The 16,126-nt window shown below is 67.2% G+C and carries 13 protein-coding genes and 2 pseudogenes; 10 read left to right on the top strand and 5 right to left on the bottom strand.

Annotated features, from left to right (window positions below):
- Window positions 1-68 precede the first annotated feature (68 nt).
- From AB0H32_RS29190 to AB0H32_RS29180, 3 genes are all read left to right on the top strand, one after another.
- Window positions 69-344, top strand: a complete 276-nt coding sequence (locus AB0H32_RS29190) for a helix-turn-helix domain-containing protein (RefSeq protein ID WP_361126264.1) — start codon at window positions 69-71, stop codon at window positions 342-344.
- A gap of 1,037 nt (window positions 345-1,381) precedes the next feature.
- The gene (locus AB0H32_RS29185; protein WP_361126261.1) at window positions 1,382-1,660 is read left to right on the top strand and encodes a hypothetical protein; all 279 of its coding nucleotides are present in this window, start codon (window positions 1,382-1,384) and stop codon (window positions 1,658-1,660) included.
- Window positions 1,661-1,776: 116 nt separating this feature from the next.
- The gene (locus AB0H32_RS29180) at window positions 1,777-3,120 is read left to right on the top strand and encodes an endonuclease domain-containing protein (protein ID WP_361126258.1); all 1,344 of its coding nucleotides are present in this window, start codon (window positions 1,777-1,779) and stop codon (window positions 3,118-3,120) included.
- A gap of 263 nt (window positions 3,121-3,383) precedes the next feature.
- Here AB0H32_RS29180 and AB0H32_RS29175 read toward each other — a convergent pair whose 3' ends face one another.
- The 5 genes and pseudogenes from AB0H32_RS29175 to AB0H32_RS29155 all read right to left on the bottom strand — a co-directional run bounded on the left by AB0H32_RS29175 (window position 3,384) and on the right by AB0H32_RS29155 (window position 8,567).
- The gene (locus tag AB0H32_RS29175; RefSeq protein ID WP_361126255.1) at window positions 3,384-4,217 is read right to left on the bottom strand and encodes a hypothetical protein; all 834 of its coding nucleotides are present in this window, start codon (window positions 4,215-4,217) and stop codon (window positions 3,384-3,386) included.
- Window positions 4,218-4,524: 307 nt separating this feature from the next.
- Window positions 4,525-4,830: a hypothetical protein gene (locus AB0H32_RS29170; protein WP_361126252.1), complete on the bottom strand. Its 306-nt coding sequence runs from the start codon at window positions 4,828-4,830 to the stop codon at window positions 4,525-4,527.
- A gap of 69 nt (window positions 4,831-4,899) precedes the next feature.
- Window positions 4,900-5,587 (bottom strand): annotated as a pseudogene (locus tag AB0H32_RS29165) (transposase family protein).
- 344 nt (window positions 5,588-5,931) lie between these two features.
- The gene (locus AB0H32_RS29160; protein ID WP_361126249.1) at window positions 5,932-8,025 is read right to left on the bottom strand and encodes a hypothetical protein; all 2,094 of its coding nucleotides are present in this window, start codon (window positions 8,023-8,025) and stop codon (window positions 5,932-5,934) included.
- Window positions 8,026-8,087: 62 nt separating this feature from the next.
- On the bottom strand, window positions 8,088-8,567 hold the full coding sequence (locus tag AB0H32_RS29155) for a hypothetical protein (protein WP_361126247.1): 480 nt from the start codon (window positions 8,565-8,567) through the stop codon (window positions 8,088-8,090).
- Window positions 8,568-8,980: 413 nt separating this feature from the next.
- Between AB0H32_RS29155 and AB0H32_RS29150 the strand changes: the two genes are divergently transcribed.
- From AB0H32_RS29150 to AB0H32_RS29120, 7 genes and pseudogenes are all read left to right on the top strand, one after another.
- On the top strand, window positions 8,981-9,232 hold the full coding sequence (locus AB0H32_RS29150; protein ID WP_361126244.1) for a hypothetical protein: 252 nt from the start codon (window positions 8,981-8,983) through the stop codon (window positions 9,230-9,232).
- 927 nt (window positions 9,233-10,159) lie between these two features.
- Window positions 10,160-12,625: a CHAT domain-containing protein gene (locus tag AB0H32_RS29145; protein WP_361126240.1), complete on the top strand. Its 2,466-nt coding sequence runs from the start codon at window positions 10,160-10,162 to the stop codon at window positions 12,623-12,625.
- A gap of 13 nt (window positions 12,626-12,638) precedes the next feature.
- Window positions 12,639-13,844, top strand: a complete 1,206-nt coding sequence (locus AB0H32_RS29140; protein ID WP_361126238.1) for a hypothetical protein — start codon at window positions 12,639-12,641, stop codon at window positions 13,842-13,844.
- Between the two features lie 168 nt (window positions 13,845-14,012).
- Window positions 14,013-14,414, top strand: coding sequence for a transposase family protein (locus AB0H32_RS29135; RefSeq protein WP_361126235.1), 402 nt, complete (start codon window positions 14,013-14,015; stop codon window positions 14,412-14,414).
- A 398-nt stretch (window positions 14,415-14,812) separates the two neighbouring features.
- A complete protein-coding gene (locus AB0H32_RS29130; protein WP_361126232.1) occupies window positions 14,813-15,460 on the top strand; it encodes a TnsA-like heteromeric transposase endonuclease subunit in 648 nt (215 codons plus the stop codon).
- The gene (locus AB0H32_RS29125) at window positions 15,460-15,714 is read left to right on the top strand and encodes a hypothetical protein (RefSeq protein WP_361126229.1); all 255 of its coding nucleotides are present in this window, start codon (window positions 15,460-15,462) and stop codon (window positions 15,712-15,714) included. The genes AB0H32_RS29130 and AB0H32_RS29125 overlap by 1 nt, the downstream gene beginning before the upstream one ends.
- A 105-nt stretch (window positions 15,715-15,819) precedes the next feature.
- A pseudogene (locus AB0H32_RS29120) lies at window positions 15,820-16,126 on the top strand (integrase); the annotation flags it as partial.

The following is a 16,126-nucleotide window of genomic DNA, read 5'->3' as shown; positions in this document are numbered from 1 at the left end:
CTGGCCAGCATGTCCACATCCATCTACTGCCGGAAACAACACAGAATCGAAAAGCACTCCCGACAGGAATGCCCAGCCCGAACAGCGCAACACAGAACGGGCAGTTCAGCCCCGCACACATCCGAGCTACCTGGAACGGAACGGCGAGCGTCGAAGACGCAGCCCAAGCGTTGGGACTGTCAAGGTCGAAAAGCTACGACCTCGTACGCCGAGGCGAGTTCCCCTGCCGCGTGCTCCGGATCAGCCGCGCCACCCGGATTGTCACCGCATCACTGCTCCGAGTCCTGGAAAACGGCGAACCGGAATACAACGCCGTCGACACCAGGCACAGCACGGGTTCCTGACCCAACGTGCCCGCGCCCTCGATGGCCTATGGCCCGTGACCAGTGAGTGTTTCCAAGGCGAGCCAGTGCCGTCGCCTCAGTGCGGTCAGAAACCGAACGCTCCTGGTCGGGGCCGCTCTGCGCCGTGCTGTATGGAACGCCCTTGACATCGAGTAGCGCAGCAACTCGACTCGTGTGCTTACGATGCAGGGCGCACATGAGCAGTTCCTGCGCTCGGGAGTCGGCCACGTAGAGGACACGTCGGGCCTCGGTGTTGTGGTCGCCTTCCCAGTCGTCCAAGACTGTACGCCCAGTCACCGGGTCTACCCGCAGCCTGTCTGGCAGGACAAGTACGACTCCGGGGAATTCCATGCCCGTGACGCCGTGGACAGTGGAGTGGCGGATGGACGGGCTGTTGCCGAAGCTGGAGACGCTGGCCCAAGCGGCCTCCGGTGGTGCTTTGAACAGCTTGCCCAGATCGTAGCCGCCGTCTGGCAGTCGCTCGGCGAGGCCGACCTTCGCTCAGGCGTCGTACAGAGCCTTCAGGGCCCGGTGCGCCCTGGTCGGCTCGGCAAGGACCAGGAAGCGGAACATGCTCACCATGTCGTCGACCTTGCGTTCCGCCCGTCAGAACCTCCTTGACCAGGATGTCGGAGTCCGGGGCGAGGGTGAAACGGGTCTTCTGGGTGAGGTCGTTGCCCCCGCGGGCCGTGACCCGGTAGACCTCGTGCAGCCAGTGCACCGGCGGAACGCCCGCTTCTATCGAGGTCCCGCAGCCGGCCTCCACGACGCACGGCAGATGGTCCAGCAGGCCGGACAGATCGTCGGCGTACGTCGGATTGCCGTGCTGCTCCTTGCCGCGCATCCCACCGGCCAGCACGTCCCACGGCAATTTCCTCGAGGCCCGGGTGAGGGTGGAGTCCTCGGAGTGGATCGTGACGTCGACCGGCGTGAAGCCCTCGCGCGCGTCCCGGTCGGCGCGCTTGTCCTGCGGGTGGACGGTGTGTTCAGTGATCAGGGTGTAGAGGTCGCCGCTGCGGCGCCAGGAGCCGTCCAGGTTGCCGGTGGGCTTCCACCAGCCGTCGACGAGCCACTGGTCCAAGTCGTTCCGGTGGTCGGCGATCTCGGCGGCCGGGGCCAGCCATCACACGTACAGGTGGGCCGGCGCCGGCACATTCGGCTGTCTGCTCCACCTGTGCGGCCACCCCGAAGGAGCTCGCTTCTGGTGGCAGTTCGCCGTCGGCGCCAGGGACGACACCGCCGAGTACGCCTACACGATCCCGATGACCTCCTTCGGCTACGGCCTTCTGGTGGTGAGGCTGCGGGCACGGGACTGACGAACCAGATGCTCAGGAATAGGGAGTTACGGACGGCGGATGCGGTATGGGCGGCGGCCCGGCTGGCCGAGGCGCTTGGAACCCGTTGCCGCGTTGCAGGCCGCTAGCCTGTCGGTATGTCAGAGCGTGTCATGCCCGGTCGCACGGACGACCTGATCACCCTGGGTGCTGCGGACGCTCTGTGGGTCGCTTTGACAGCTGGCAGTGCTGTGCCGACGGCTTCTGGGGCCTTCACCTGCTCTCCTTCCCGTGCCCGGGTGGGGTACGTCCTGCTCGGCGCCCATGTGGTGGCGACGGTGAGGGCGAGCGGCGGTCAGTGGAGTGTTCCGGAGGTTGAGGTGCGCCGGGCGGCCGCGGAACTGAACGCGGTGGGGATGGATCGGCAGGACCTGGTCCGCATCGGTCCGTTTCGCGGGGCGCCGAGGCAGGAGTGCAACGAGCAAACGCCGCTGCGTTGGCGCCAGCGCATCACGGGGGAACTGCAGGAGCTGGGCGGCCCCGAGCGGGCAGCACGACGTGAAGTCGGCCGGCCGTACCATCTGGCGGGGATCGACTGGCGACAGATACTCGTGGAGCAGACCCGCGACGGGACACAGCGGACGTGGTGGCTGCCGCGCACTGTAGTCAGGCTGCTGGATGCGGCCGAGCACACCGAAACGCAGTGGGTGCAAGCCGCGCGGACCCGCCAGGCAGGCGCAGCCGTCACCGAGCCGCCCTCCCGCCCCCGGCAGGCCCGAGCCGCCGGCGGTCGGCAGACGACGAGCCCCGAGGGCCTCACCGCCTCACTGCGCCCGTACAGCGGAGAGCTGGAAGGCCAGTTGTACTCGGTGCTCAGCAGGAAGCCCGGTACCTCCCGCAAGGTGGCTGGGTGGGCGTGTGCCGTCTGCCGCACTGCGCCCGCCGCCGTCCTCGACCACTGCCACGAACACGGCTACGTCCGCGCCCCCGTCTGCCAGTCCTGCAACACGCAGGAACGCCCCGACCACCTGTACAGCAACGACATCCGCGTGGCGAACCGCTACACACGCCTCTTCCACACCGACACCGACGACTGGCTCCGCCACTGGCACCGCTGCCCCGGCTGCCGCGCACGCACCACCCTGCCCCTGCCGCACCTCGCCGCATGGACCGCCCACATCGCCTGCCGATCGCTGCGCCCGACCCACCGCGCCCCCCGCGGGCGCAAGCCCTGCGGTGTCCTGCGCGTGTCCTGGACGGGCAGTCAGAACGCGCCCCGTTCCTGCCTGCTCACTGTCGCCGTCGACTTCTGCCCCTCCGGCGAGCACCGTGTCCTGGCGCGAGTCCCCTACCGCGACGCCGCCGAGCGGTTTCGTATCTGGTTGGCCGAGACGGCCCCTGCCGTAGCCGCCGCGGCCGGTCCCGACCGCTTGGACGGCCTCCCTGCCCAGATCCGGCCAGTCATCGCAGACACCAGCGGCGAGGGCCTATCACTGTTCTGAACGAGCACCGGGAGACCTGACACCCCAACGTCACCTCGCAGCTGCTGGCCCCGACACGGACACCCCGCACACTCCAGCGAAATGCGCAGCACAGTTAGTAAGGGCAGGCGATGCGCTTGAGGCCGATGCTGGGTGGCTACATCGCGTCGCTCAACGGGGAACCGACGAAATGCGGTGCTCAGGGTGACGGAATCCGAGGGGCGCAAGGTCAGTCGGCTGGGCGGCTTCGGCTCTCGCGGGACTCGCAGTGATGCGTCGGTGCGCTAGCCGAGCTTCTGCAGCACCTCGGCGATGGTGGCCCGGTACGTCCGCAGTGCCTGCAGCCCGGCGTCGTAGCGGTCACGGTGCCTGGTGATGTCCACGGCTTGTTTCCGCGCCCGGACAGCGTGCCAGAGCTCGGCCGTACGGTGGCGGCGCTTGCAGGTGACGTCCGCGGCAGCGGTGGCCCGCTCCCGCGGCGTATGCCGGGTGTTACCGTCACTGCCCCGCTGCCAGGCGGTGTCCGTGTACGCCGCCACGGGGTCGGGATAGCCCGTGAATCCTTGTTCCGCCACACAGCGGGACCACACATCCCACGCCGCACGGAGGCGCGGGTCGCGCTTGACGGCCTTGTCGACCTCGATCGCCCGCGTTCTTGCGTAGAGCCAGTCCCGCTTGACGTCGATGCCGCGCATCAGCCGTCGGCTCGACTCCGCGTTGCAGGCAGGGAAGTCCGCGTACTCGGCGTTGGTCATCCGGCGGCCCTCCGGCCGCAGAGCCCGAGATTTTGCCGGGTCCCAGCCGTAGCCCCAGCGGTGGGCGGCGGCGAGATCCAGGGCACCGTAGTCGGTGCCGACCGCGGTGGCGACGATGGGATCGCTGGGGTAGCGGGGGTCGAGTGGGAAGTCCGGGTGGCCGTGCTCCGCCATGCACTGCCGGACCAGCAACGCCGATGCCCGCTGCGATCGCTGGTAGTCCTGCGGCGTGTAGTCGTAGCGGTCGGCCGGGAGGGGACCAAGGTCCGACGCCGTACGGATTACCTCCGGCCGTCCTGGACCGGAGACACAGAGCGCCGCCAGCACCGCCACGACACCCAGTCGCCACGCCCGCATTGTCATGCACAGGGATGGTAGCGAACAGCGTGCAATGAAACCTCAGGTAGATGGTTGTCAACTAACAGCAACCTTCTCCGCATAGAGCCCCGAGCCATTGCCCACCCACCCGGGCTGCATCTGTCCATTTCCGCACTGCTGCTGCTACGGCAGGGGTTGGCTGCTCGGCGACGACAGATCGGCACCCGGGAACGACTGACCTGCAGCCGCCAGGCGCTGACACCCCTGGCCCACCTGCGCTGCAGCCACACCTTCGCCGAGCTCGCAGCCAGATTCCGCGTGGGCCTGCCCCCAGCCGTACCGCCGCGCGAAGTCAGAAACCAAGCTGCGGAGGAACATCTGATCGCACGAGGCGGACTTGCGCCGCTGGTATCCGGCCGGGCAGATAGACGAATCCGTTGCCGTTGTCGAGGAGCAGCCCCTCATCGATGCCGTCCACGGACCAGAGATCAATCGGCCCACCGGTGTTGTTGATCTGAAGGAAGAACTCTGCTTCCTCCTCGCCCCGACAGACGAAGATCCCCTCCACCTCAGGGCGGCGGCTACCAGCGATTCCCGGTGCGGCGCCCATCCGGGTCCAATCCAGGCCATGCTGTGCGATCGACTGCCGATTGAGCATGGACGAAACGTGGAAGAGGTTCGGCCTATCAAACACGCCAGGAGTATAGGAGGCAGTGAGGCTCCCTCCTCAGGTTGAGGCGGTCAGCTCCAGGGTGAGGACAGCCTTGACGAGGTCGGTGACGCGGGTGGTGCTGCAGCGGAGCTTCCGCAGCAGGCGGCAGGACTTGAGGGTGGCCATGGCCTGTTCGCCGAGTGCGCGGGTCTTCGCGTGGGCGCGGTTGACGGCCTTCTTGCCGGCGGAGAGCTTGTTCCAGAGGCCGCGGAAGGGGACGCGGACGGCGGATCCGGAGCCCTGATACGTCTTATCGGCCCAGCACCGGATGCCGCCGGCGCTGAGGGCGTCGAACAGGCCGTGGGAGCGGGCTGCCCTGATGTCGTGGACCGCGCCCGCCAGTGTTGGCAAAGCCCAGATGAGCTTCCCGAACGGGTCGGTGAGGACTTGGACGTTCATACCGTGCTTGCGGTGCTTGCCGGGCAACCGCCATGGCCTGCTGGAGGGTGGGGGCGAGGACGGCCAGAACGTCCACGGCCTCGGTGACGTAGCGGTGGGCGGTGGCCAGGCCGACGCCGAACCCGGCCGCGAGTTGGGCGAAGGTATGACCGCAGCGCAGGTAGGCCAGGGCCATCAACGCCTGCCGACCGCAGGTGAGTCGACGCGAGCGGGTACCGATCCGTTGCCGGCGAGCAGTCAGCTCCCGCTGCAGCAGCCGCAGTGCGGAAGTGGACAGGTCCAGTCCGGACGGGTAGACAAGCACGCGAAGCTCCCGGCAGCGAAGGTTGATCTTGGTCGACAACCCATCTACCAGGGGCTTCGTCGTTCTGCCACGCCAACCCCGGCGCCCCCAGCCATGTTGGAAAAGGCCCAGTGTCGGCCTGCCAGTTGTGACCGAACGGCATGGCAGGGCAGACCCAGCCGTCCAGGGTCCCACCGATCAGGTTGTCGATCCGGACCAGCAGCTCGTGGGCGAGTCGCCTGACCTCCGGGTCGATGTGGTCCGCGCCCAGGTCCGCCACGGCCTCGTGGATGGCGCGGGCCATGCGGTGGGACATGTGGGTCACGCTCCACACCCCCTCCTGCAGCGTCAGTAGCGAACTACCGTTAGCGGGTGCAACCTCCCGCGTCCGAGTCGTCGGCTGCTGGAGCGGGCTGCGGGCGGTGGGCGAAGTACTCCAGCAACTCGGCATGAAGGAACTGGTAGCCGCTGCCCGTTCTGGAGAGCAGGACGCATCGGGCGCCCTGGTCCAGGAAACGCTCGTAATCCTTCGGGCCTATCCCCTCCCTCTGCATCCGGCGGAAGGTAAGGCGATTGACGATGTAGTACCGCAGCCCGGAGAGGTAGGCGCCGCTCAGCATGATCAGGGGAATCGTGGCCAGCGAATGGGTCACGACGTGCGTCATGCTTGCAGCGGGCTGAAGCATGGTCAAGAAGATCTGATGCACGGCGTAGACGCAGGAGATAACGAACCCGACCAAGAGGCTTTGTTGGGGACCGAGCCGTACACGTGTTGACGGCGACACGACGTCGACACGGAAGTCGAAGTGCGCGGAATGGATGTATATGTAGACGGGAAGGAGTGTGGTCACCGCGACCGCGAAGTACAGAAAGACCTCACCTTCGGTGTGCAGGAGATCCGCGACACACACGGTGATCACCAGTGCGGGAAACGTGAACCTGAGCCAGGCCATGAAAGCGCGGCCCAGTGATCTGCGATCGATGTAGCGCAAAACGTGGAGACGGTCCAGGCGCTCGATGCCCTTGGCCAAGGGAACGAGGGTGATCCTTGTCGAGGCCGGGAAGAACACCAGCCAGAGCACCGCGCGTGCCAGGCCGAAATGCCCGCCCAGGAAGGCGATCACACCCCCGAGGCATCCGGCCAGGACACACAGGGCGGTCAGGGCCAGGCTCTCGTCGGCCGCGACGGCCAGACGGGATGCCTTGTCCGGTAACCACGACGGGTCGACCCGGTCCGGGTGGAACACTGGTTGCGCTCGGGCTCGCATGGCTCGTGCCAGCCAAGACATCCACCGCAGCATGTGTTCCTCGTCGTACGGGGAGGAGGGACGTGCCAGCGGCCTCTGCAGGCAGGCCTTCACGTAGTCGTCCATGACGCGTGTCCGGCGGCTGGAACTCCTGCCCGGGGAAACGATGCTGTCCGCGGGCAGCCCCGTGTAGGCGTCGGCGGCGAAGCGCAGGAAAAGAGGCGTCCGCAGGAGTTCGGCCACTCTTTTGTCTTCTGCGGCGACCTCCCTGAGCCCGTCTGTTCCCGAGCCGATCGCGGCGAGGTGAGCGTTGACCTCTTCGGGGCTCAGTCGGCGCACGCGTACCGCCGCGTCGAGTATCAGTGGGCGGCGCAGGGTGGTGTATTCCTTCTCCCGGCTGCCCACGACCATCGGAACGTCGCCGTAGTGCGCACGGAAGTGGTTCACTGCGTCCACGCAGAGATGCCGATACTGTGCGGGAACCTCGTCTAATCCGTCGAGCACTGGCAGGACTTCGGCCTCTATGACCCTTTTGACATCGAGCCGTGCGGGTATGTGGAAGCAACGTCCCAGCTCCGCGGCCATCCAGTCGAGCAAGGGTGCCCGATCCTTCGTCCAGAGTGCCAGGTGAAAGTACACGGGTATGCGCGCGATCACGTCTTGAGCGGCTTCGTCGAGCAGATCGCCTGCCAGCTCCAGCAGTTGGAAGGTCTTGCCGGTACCCGGTTCTCCCACCAGAAGGAGACTGTTACCCACCTGGTGTCTGACCTGCGCGAGGGGGATTCCCGTCGGGAGGTCCGCGCACGTTCGCGATGCCGTGCGGCGGTAGACCGTGTCATACGGGGTGGATACGATGCCGGACAATTCTTGGAAGGTGGCCGGTATCGCCGGAGCGGACTCGGATGTCTCCGTGCGGTGTTCGCGCAACCATGTCTGGCGCATCACATCCGTGAGCATGCGCCGCACTCTGAGACGGACGGCATGCGCGTCGTCGCGTCGGCGCAGGGCGAGGAAGGCCACCGTGCGGGAGGAGTCGACGTAGTTCTGGTAGACGTTCTGCTCGTCGATTCTGATGTCTCGTCCGGCTACGTTCCTGCCCCGCAGGTAGACGGAGCCCGAGAGGGCGGCGACACCTTCGACCCGTGGCTCCCCGGGCGTTGGGGTGTGGTTCCCGCCCTCCTCGGAGTCCGGCCTTGCAGACTGTTGTTCCATGTTCCCTTCCGCCCTCTGGAATCAGCCACGGCCGTCAGTGTGCGCCGCTACTCGGCACGGTCCTACCGGGCATCCTGGGACCGGCCCCGTCTCGCGTCGCCCGTATCGTCGTGTCCGATGGTGAGATCTCGGCCGGCGACGTAGCGTCCGCGCAGACTGACGTCACCGCCCACGGCTGTCGCTCCTTCGACCGAACCCACCACCTGCTGGCCGGCTGTGCCGGGCAGGTAGCCAGCGTTCTTCAGCAGCTGGGTCACTTCCTCGGCGAACCCGGGATCCTCCGCCAAGAGTCCGCGAAGCGTGGCCGCGAGCTCTGTCTGCCCCGTCTGGTCGTCCGGCCGCTCCTCGACGTCGTCGAGGCGGATCTCGTCGGCTTCCCGGCCTCGCAGCCGGCGCCGCAGCCTGAGGTGCAGGCGCGAGGCGAACGGCACGGCGTTCTCCGCAATGCTGTCCGCCGCGCGATCACCGACGAGTCCTCCGACCTGCTTGAGATAACCGACCAGCAGAGTTACGGCAGCATCCGCGATGCCTTGTAGGTCCATGTGTGCCCCCTGTGAGAGTGGATCGATGGTATGGGCCGGAAATGGCTTGTGTCGTCCCGAACTGACAAATCGTGGGAACGGGCACGGAGCCCAGGCCACTGGCAAGGGGCCCGAGCGGCGCGCCGGCCTGCGTCTTTGGCTCTCGGCGCGACACCGCACAGCGGCTGGCCCGATGGGGGTCGATCCCGGCTGATCGCTGCGTCCCGGGCGTCGTCGAGCGACCGGTCCAGGTGCGAGGACCGCTGTCGCTCACCGCCGCACCCGCGCCGCAGCTGTCGGTCCGACCACGGATCCGTCAAGTCCCGACATCGAGTGTCATGACGGGCCAGGCAAGCGGCAGGCCTACTGGATGTACCGGAGCCGCCGGACAGGGCGGCCCCTCTCAGCGACCCGCGGCCGGCACTTCCCCCTACGTGAAGGAGTACCTCTCATGTCTGCCACCGTCCCCACCCCTGGCACTTTCCGCAGGCGGCGTCGGCAGTGCTGGTGGCCACGACCGTCCTGGAAGCAGGCGGCGCCATGATTCCGGCCGCACCTTCGCCGCCTCCCTGCCCGCGCACCCCGGCAAGACCACCACGACGACCGAGACCACCACCATGGGGCGGCACAAGTTCCACCCGCACGACCAGAACATCGCGGGCAACGGCCCAGTCAACGGCCAGTAGGGCACAGGCCGAACCAGGCCGGCGGCCGTGACGTGAGTGTTCGCTCCCGTCACCGCCCACCGGGCCTGCTGTCCTTCGACAGTGAAGTTGGTTGTGTGCAGCGCGCTGATCTGGGCCGACCAGGTTGGGTGTCAACGGTAATGAGGCTCTTTGAATCTGGTTGTGGCCACGATTCCGTGAAGGATCGACACAATGAGGTATGGCGGATGGTGTATCGGCTGTAGCTTTCCGGGGAATCGTGCTCGGCGCCTACATTGCGAGGCTCCAGTTGGAGCTGCTGGCCGCCGGGCCGCCGCTTCTTCAAGGCCGAGGTGGGCATCCAGTGGACCGTACCGATCCCCATCTGGCCGTCGTCGAGGGCGTGACCGGTGTCGCCAAGTGGCTCACCTCCCCGGTGCTGGAACGGCTGCGCAAGGTCACCTCGGCCCGCCGGGTGACCGAGGTCGAACAGGCCAACCGCGTCATCACGCGTGAGTGCACCGGCTGTCGCTGGACTGGGCTCCGAACTCGGCCAGTGGATACGACTGTATGGCTGGCTCCGGGTGGACGACCGGATGATCGAGTGCACGGACCAGGAGGGGGACGCGCACACCGAGGCCGAGGTGACTCGAGTGCGTCAGGAGATGATGCGCTCCGTGTGGCAGGGCAGGGAGCTGGAGCAGCTGATCTATACGTTGGTGGCCGATCCCGAGGGGCCAGGCCTTCCCGGAGAAGACCCGCCAGTCGGGGTGGCAGGACGAGCGGGACCGCGACGAGCAGCTCTTCGACGTGATCGCCAATTGCCGCGTGCAGCCAAACGCTGTGAAGACCCAGGCCCTGAACGAGTCCAGCCAGGGCCGCCGCGCCATCCAGGGGCTCAGCGGCTCCGGTGGCTGCTCGTCGGGAGCTCGCGCAGCTGGAACAGGCTGGGACAGGTAAGGAGCACGGGTGAAGCACGACGCACTGGAACTCGCCGAGGCACACTACGAGTTGGTGATCAGCGTCGATGCCAGACGTTCGGGCCAGTACGCCGACGTCGACAAGCCGCGCATGCGCGAGCAGATCTACCGGGTGCTGGAGACGGCGTTCACCCACGCCACCGTGGCGCGTGACGCCGTCCACATCGAGGACCGCGGGGACGGCGTGCTGCTGGCGGTGCCGGGCCGCATCGCGGTCACGCGGCTGCTGGGCCTTTGGCTGGTGGAGGTGCACGAGAAGCTCCGGGAGGAGAACCGCGGTCTGCGCGTGCCCCTGGGACTGCGGATCGGCATGCAGGTCGGCCCGGTCCGGCACGACTCACGGGGCATCAGCGGACGCGCGGTCGACCTCGCCTGCCGGCTGGCCGACTCCCCCGTCGCCCGGCAGCTCCTCGACGCCGAGGGCGCCGACCTCGTGCTGGTGACCTCCCAATCCCTGTACGAGGACGTGGTCAGGAGCGGCGGCAAGTTCATCGACCCCGCGCACTACTCCCCGGCCCGGCTGGAGCTGAAGGAGGGCGAGGTCACCGCCTGGTTCCACCTGCCCGGACGCCCCGCTCCGCAGATTCCCACCGTCGCTCGGCCTTCATCTGCCGCGCTTGTCGAAAATCCGTCGGCCGCCACTGGCACAGACACCGTCCACGGCGACATGTCCCAGCACCACGACATCGTCCACCAACGGCCAGTCCACATCGGCCAGAGCGCCAAGCGCGATAGCCAGTGGACCGCTTCTGCCGAGGATGCCGAAAGTGTTCGTGCAGGTACGGCACGGCAGGACCGGTTCAGCCTGGAGCAAATCGGCGAGTTACAGAGAGTGGCGGAGGAGAGGGACGCCTCCTCCGGTGAAGGTCTGTCGGACGTGGTCAGTGGTCCGCCGCCTGAACGGCTCCCGGACGACGCGCTCCAGCGCTCGAGCGGACAAGCTCACGGCAACAACGCTCTGCCGCCGCTTCCGCCAGCGGTAGTCCCCAACGCCGACGGCGGCTCGATGGAGCCGCGGTCGCTGGTTGCAGAGCTGGCCGCCCAGACCTCGCCCGGGCGGGTGGTCCCCCTGCACGTGCAGATAGTCCGGGGCAGCGGACGGGGCGTGCAGCTGCGCTCTTTCTTCCTCCCACGTGACGGGGCCCGGGTGCTGGTGACCATTCATGCTCCTGGTCTGGTGGTCATCGACGAGCTGCAGCAGGAGTTGCATGTCGTGCCAGGGCAGGACTCGGACGTGCTGCGTTTCCGGTTGCGGGCCCCGACGCCGGGGCTGCACCAGGTGACCGTGCGGGCATTCCGGGGCGGCACCTTCCTCGGTGAGGTGAACTGCCAGATGTCGGTGGACCACGGCAGTGTCACAAGAGACGGCCCTCAGCACCATGCGCCACTGCCCTCCATGGCGTTCGATCCCGGGGAGGTCACGCTCCAGGTTCTGAAGGGCGAGGCGGGCGGCACCTTCAGCTTCCAGCTGATCAGCGAGACGTTCTACGCACCGGAGATCCTTCGCTTCCGCGCCGGCGACCCCCGCCAGGCCACCGAGCAGATCTACGCCGAGCTGCGGAGAGCCGCGATAGCCGCCGCAGCGGGCGGAGGTGACGGGGGTGTCTTCCGACTTCGCCACCGCCTGCGCAGTCACGGCGTAAATCTGTGGACCTCCGCGGTCCCCCAGGCCGTCCGGAGCCAGTTCTGGGACGAAGCCGACAACGTGACGGCCTTCACGGTCCTGGGGGAGCACGACATCGTCCCCTGGGAGCTGCTGTATCCCTTGGACGAATCGCAAGAGGACAGAGGCTTCCTGGCCGAGTGGCTCCCCGTTGTGCGGCGAGTGTTCGGGCAGGACAGAGTCCGCAGCCTCGGCATGTCGGGCGTGACCTTCGTCGTTCCGCCTGGCTCCCCTGCCGACGCACAGGACGAAGTGAGGTCCCTGCACGCCCGGTTGGGCGCGAGGGACACCGACGCCAGCTTGCTGACCGAGCACGCGGCCCTGACCGCACTGATCGAGAGCGGGGACGCGGGCCTGCTCCACTTCGCCTGCCACAACGCCTTTACGGGTACCGGCTCGTGCGTGACCATGGCCGGTGGTCCCTTCGACCCCATCGACCTGGCAGCGGCAGCGCAGCTGCGTACTCTGCGCCGCCACCGACCTCTCGTGTTCTTCAACGCCTGCCGTAGCGCTGGGGAGATCGACTGGTTCGGCGAGAGCCTGGGGTGGGCACCCCAGTTCCTCAACGCTGGCGCGGGCGCGTTCGTCGGCACTCTCTGGCCCGTGCGGTCACGAACAGCTCTTCAGTTCGCCGAAGCCTTCTACGACCAGTTGATCACCCACCGCCAGCCACTCGGCCAGGCTTCACTCGCAGCCCGCCAGACCATTCGTGACCTGCACAGCGGCGATCCAACGTGGCTGGCCTACGCCGTGTACGGCAGCCCCGCCGCTACCGCGCACACCACCGCGTAGAAGGAGTCAGCACGTGAAGGATCCGGTCTTCGTCATCCACGGCGTCGCCAACCGCAATCGGGACGAGTTCTCAACGGCCGTATCGGCGCTCGCCGTAGCGGCCGGAGTTGAGATGGTTCCGGTCCACTGGGGTGACCTGGGCGCGCAGGATCAGTTTATCGACGCCACACTACCCGCCTACCAGGTCGGTCCGGACACCCTGCGCGATGGCGAGTCACCAAGGTCCGTCATGGCCGAACCCCACGTCGCGGCCCTGTTTGCTGAAACGATCGACGAAGGCCAGCAGCTCTCGCAAGTCGACGCCGCCGTACGTACACATCTGGTCGCAGGGAAGGAAGGGGAGGACGAGGGGCTGCGGGACGGCGGCCACCATCAGCTCGATCCCGATCTGATCCTCGAGTATGTGAGGGAGGCGTGGGGCGACACAGAGTGGCTCTGTCGTACCGGTGACACGCAGCTGTTGCGTGAGACCGGGCGTTCTCTGGCACATGCACTCCTAGACGAAACCAATCCTGACTTGGACGACTCGTATTACGGATTACGCGGCGGAGGAGCCAGCGATGACAACCGCCTCCGTTCTGTGGTGCGGCGTCGGCTGAACGACCTGGACCGTTTCGCAGGCGCAGCAGTTCAGGCGATGGGCGTGCGGATGAACCACGCCATACGCAGCCGGTTCGGGCCCGGCACCACGCGCTTCCTCGGCGACGTGCTTGTCTACCAACGCCACCAGAATGCTATCCACGCCCGCGTACGCCAGGTCATCGACGAAGTGCACCCCGACCTAGGACGCAGCCCCGCCCGTCCCGTGCGCATCGTGGCCCACAGCCTGGGCGGTGTCATCGCCGTCGACATGGCCACCGCCACCGCGCCGCTATGGACCGAGTCCCTGGTCACCTTCGGCTCCCAGGCGTCCTTCTTCCATGTGTGCGACCCCAGAGGAGGGCAACTGACCCAGTACGGAGGCAGCACACCTGTACAACTGCCGGCTTCCCTGAATCACTGGACCAATCTCTGGGAGCCGCTGGATGTGCTGGCGTTCGCCGCTTCCAAAGTGTTCCAGCTACATGACGGAACCGCTCCAGTGGACCTTCCCGTCAGCCACCAGGCCAGCACCGGTATGTGGACCCACTCGGCGTACTGGAACCTTCCATCCGTCGCCTCAGCCATCAGCGACGCCATGGGCCAGGCTCAGCCAGTGCGCGGCCCCTCAGGGGACTAATCCTCCGGGACCAGGGCTGGGCGACTGCTTCGAGTACTGGAGACGTTCGTCCGGAAGTTGGACGCTCACAAGGTCACGTTGTCACTGGTCACCGGTGCCTCTTCCTTGATCAGGAGTTACACCAAACGATTGGGGCTTCCAAGATTTTCGTAGGTGTTGATCGTCTAGGTGATCCGCCGCGGCGAGGTGTCCGTCCCTGCCAGGCTGAGGGCGTGTGTTGTCGCCATCGAGGAACCGCTGCCGCAGCTGTCCGGGTTACGGATCGCGAGGGTGGACACCAGACCGGAGGCGGTTCGGATCACTGCGTTGACCAGAAATGATGTGCCCCGGACGTGTCCGGGGTGCGGGCAGGGATCGGAGGGGACGCACTCGCGGTACGTGCGTCGTGTCGCGGATGAGGCGGTGGGCGGCCGTCCGCTGGTGATCGAGCTGTCGGTGCGGCGCTGCCCGCACATGTCGCCGCCGACATTGGGAATCAGTCACACCAGTCGGACGAGGCCCAGAGGAAATGCCAGGTTCGTGAGACTGGGCGGCCGTGCCATCAACCTGAGACCGCGGAAGAACTGCTGATCAGCGGGCACGGCCTCTGACAGGAAGGCGAGACCCTACACCTCAGCTGTGAGATCTCAGATTCCGTGGCCAAATCTCACGACCGCTGGCCACCGGGTGGCCAATCGGCCACAAACCTGAGACGGGCTGTCCAGCCTTGTCCGGTCTCAGTGAAGCGGGGCTTGTCGCACTGATCTGTGTACGGGCCGGGCGGTGTACGGGGCCGGGACGGGTTTGAGTGAGACGGTGTCCCGCTTTGGGGTGGCTCTTGTCTCCGTTCAGGTGGCTTGTCTCATTCCAGTGGACATCGTCCTGGTGTGGATGATCAGGGGGAGCCGCAGAGCGGCAGGGTCAGGGCGGCCGATTTCGAGGTGGCCTGGGTTCAAGGCGGGGTCGAGGTACGCGGGTCGCTGGCGGACGTGACGGACCTGGCCTTCGAGGAGGCCGATCCGGTGCGGGAGTTTCCGTCGTACCGGGGGCAGAGGAACTTTCCGGGTCTGTACTGGGCGGCCACGATGCTGCGGTATGTGGGGTTCGAGTCCTGGCTGGAGCGGGATCACGCGATCGCGATGGACTTCGATCCTCGAGTCACGTGGTTCGCGTCGCAGCCGTTCTGGCTGTTCTGGACATCGCCGGAGGGCGTGCGGCTATCCCACGCGCCGGACTGCTTCGCCCGGTGGGCCGATGGGTCGGCCGTGGTGGTGGACTGCAGGCCGGAGGCTCGCCGGAGCAAGCCGCGGGACCTGGCCAAGTTCGCCGGTACGCAGACTGCGTGCGAGGCGGTGGGCTGGGACTTCCGACTCGTCGGCGAGATCGATCGAGTGCGGGTGGCAAACCTGCGGTGGCTTGCCGGGTTTCGCCATCCGAGGTTCGCGGAGGACGGGCTGATGGAGGCGACGGAGGCCGCCTTCGCCATTCCTGGACCGCTGGTGGGCCAGGCGGCCCAGGTCGGTGACCCGATCCTGGTCCTGCCGGTCGTCTTCCATCTGCTGTGGTGCGGGCGGCTGGCGACGGACCTGTCGCGCCCCTTGGGTGATCACTCTTTGGTGAGCCGGGCGGAGGGCTGATGACCGAGCACGAGCGGCCCAAGGGCGTGCTGCGGGTGGGTGACCGCGTCCGGTTCGAGGGCCGAGTCCACACGGTGGTGGGCCTGTCGGGCACGACCGTCCGCCTGGTCGACGAGCACAACACCGCGAGCATGGTGATGTTCGCCCACTTGATGGCGTCGGACGGATTCGAGCTGCTGGACTCGACGGCACCCACGCCGGGGCTTCCGCCCTTCGGCCTGCTGGACGCCGTCCCCGAAGTGGCATTTGCGTAAGGCCCGGTTCTTCGAGAAGCACCTGATCGAGGTGGAGACCGGACTCCCTCCCGACGCGCCGAAGGAACGGATCCCAGGCCGGAGTACGACCCGCAGTGGCGAACCGTGAACGAACGCCTCGCGGCCAAAGCGGCCGAGCTGACCGCGGCAGGCAACGAGGTGTCGGAACGGACGCTGTTCCGGCTGAGGACGAAGTGGCGGGACGAAGGGCTGTGGGGGCTGGTGGATCGGCGAGCTACGAGGTTGTCCATGGCGCCGGGCACCGGCCGGGTGGACGAGCGCCTGGTCGAGGCGGTCCTGGAGGTCCTGACCGCACAGGAAGACTCGTCGACGGGGACCCGCACCCGTGTGATCCGGCAGGCCGAGAAGCTGGTCGCCGAACGGCACGGGGAGGGCACGGTCCCCCCTGCCG

The organism is Streptomyces sp. NPDC020362 (assembly GCF_040642095.1).
Taxonomy (GTDB): Bacteria; Actinomycetota; Actinomycetes; order Streptomycetales; family Streptomycetaceae; genus Streptomyces.
Note: the sequence above shows the minus strand (reverse complement) of the source record. Positions and strands in the feature narration are given on the sequence as shown.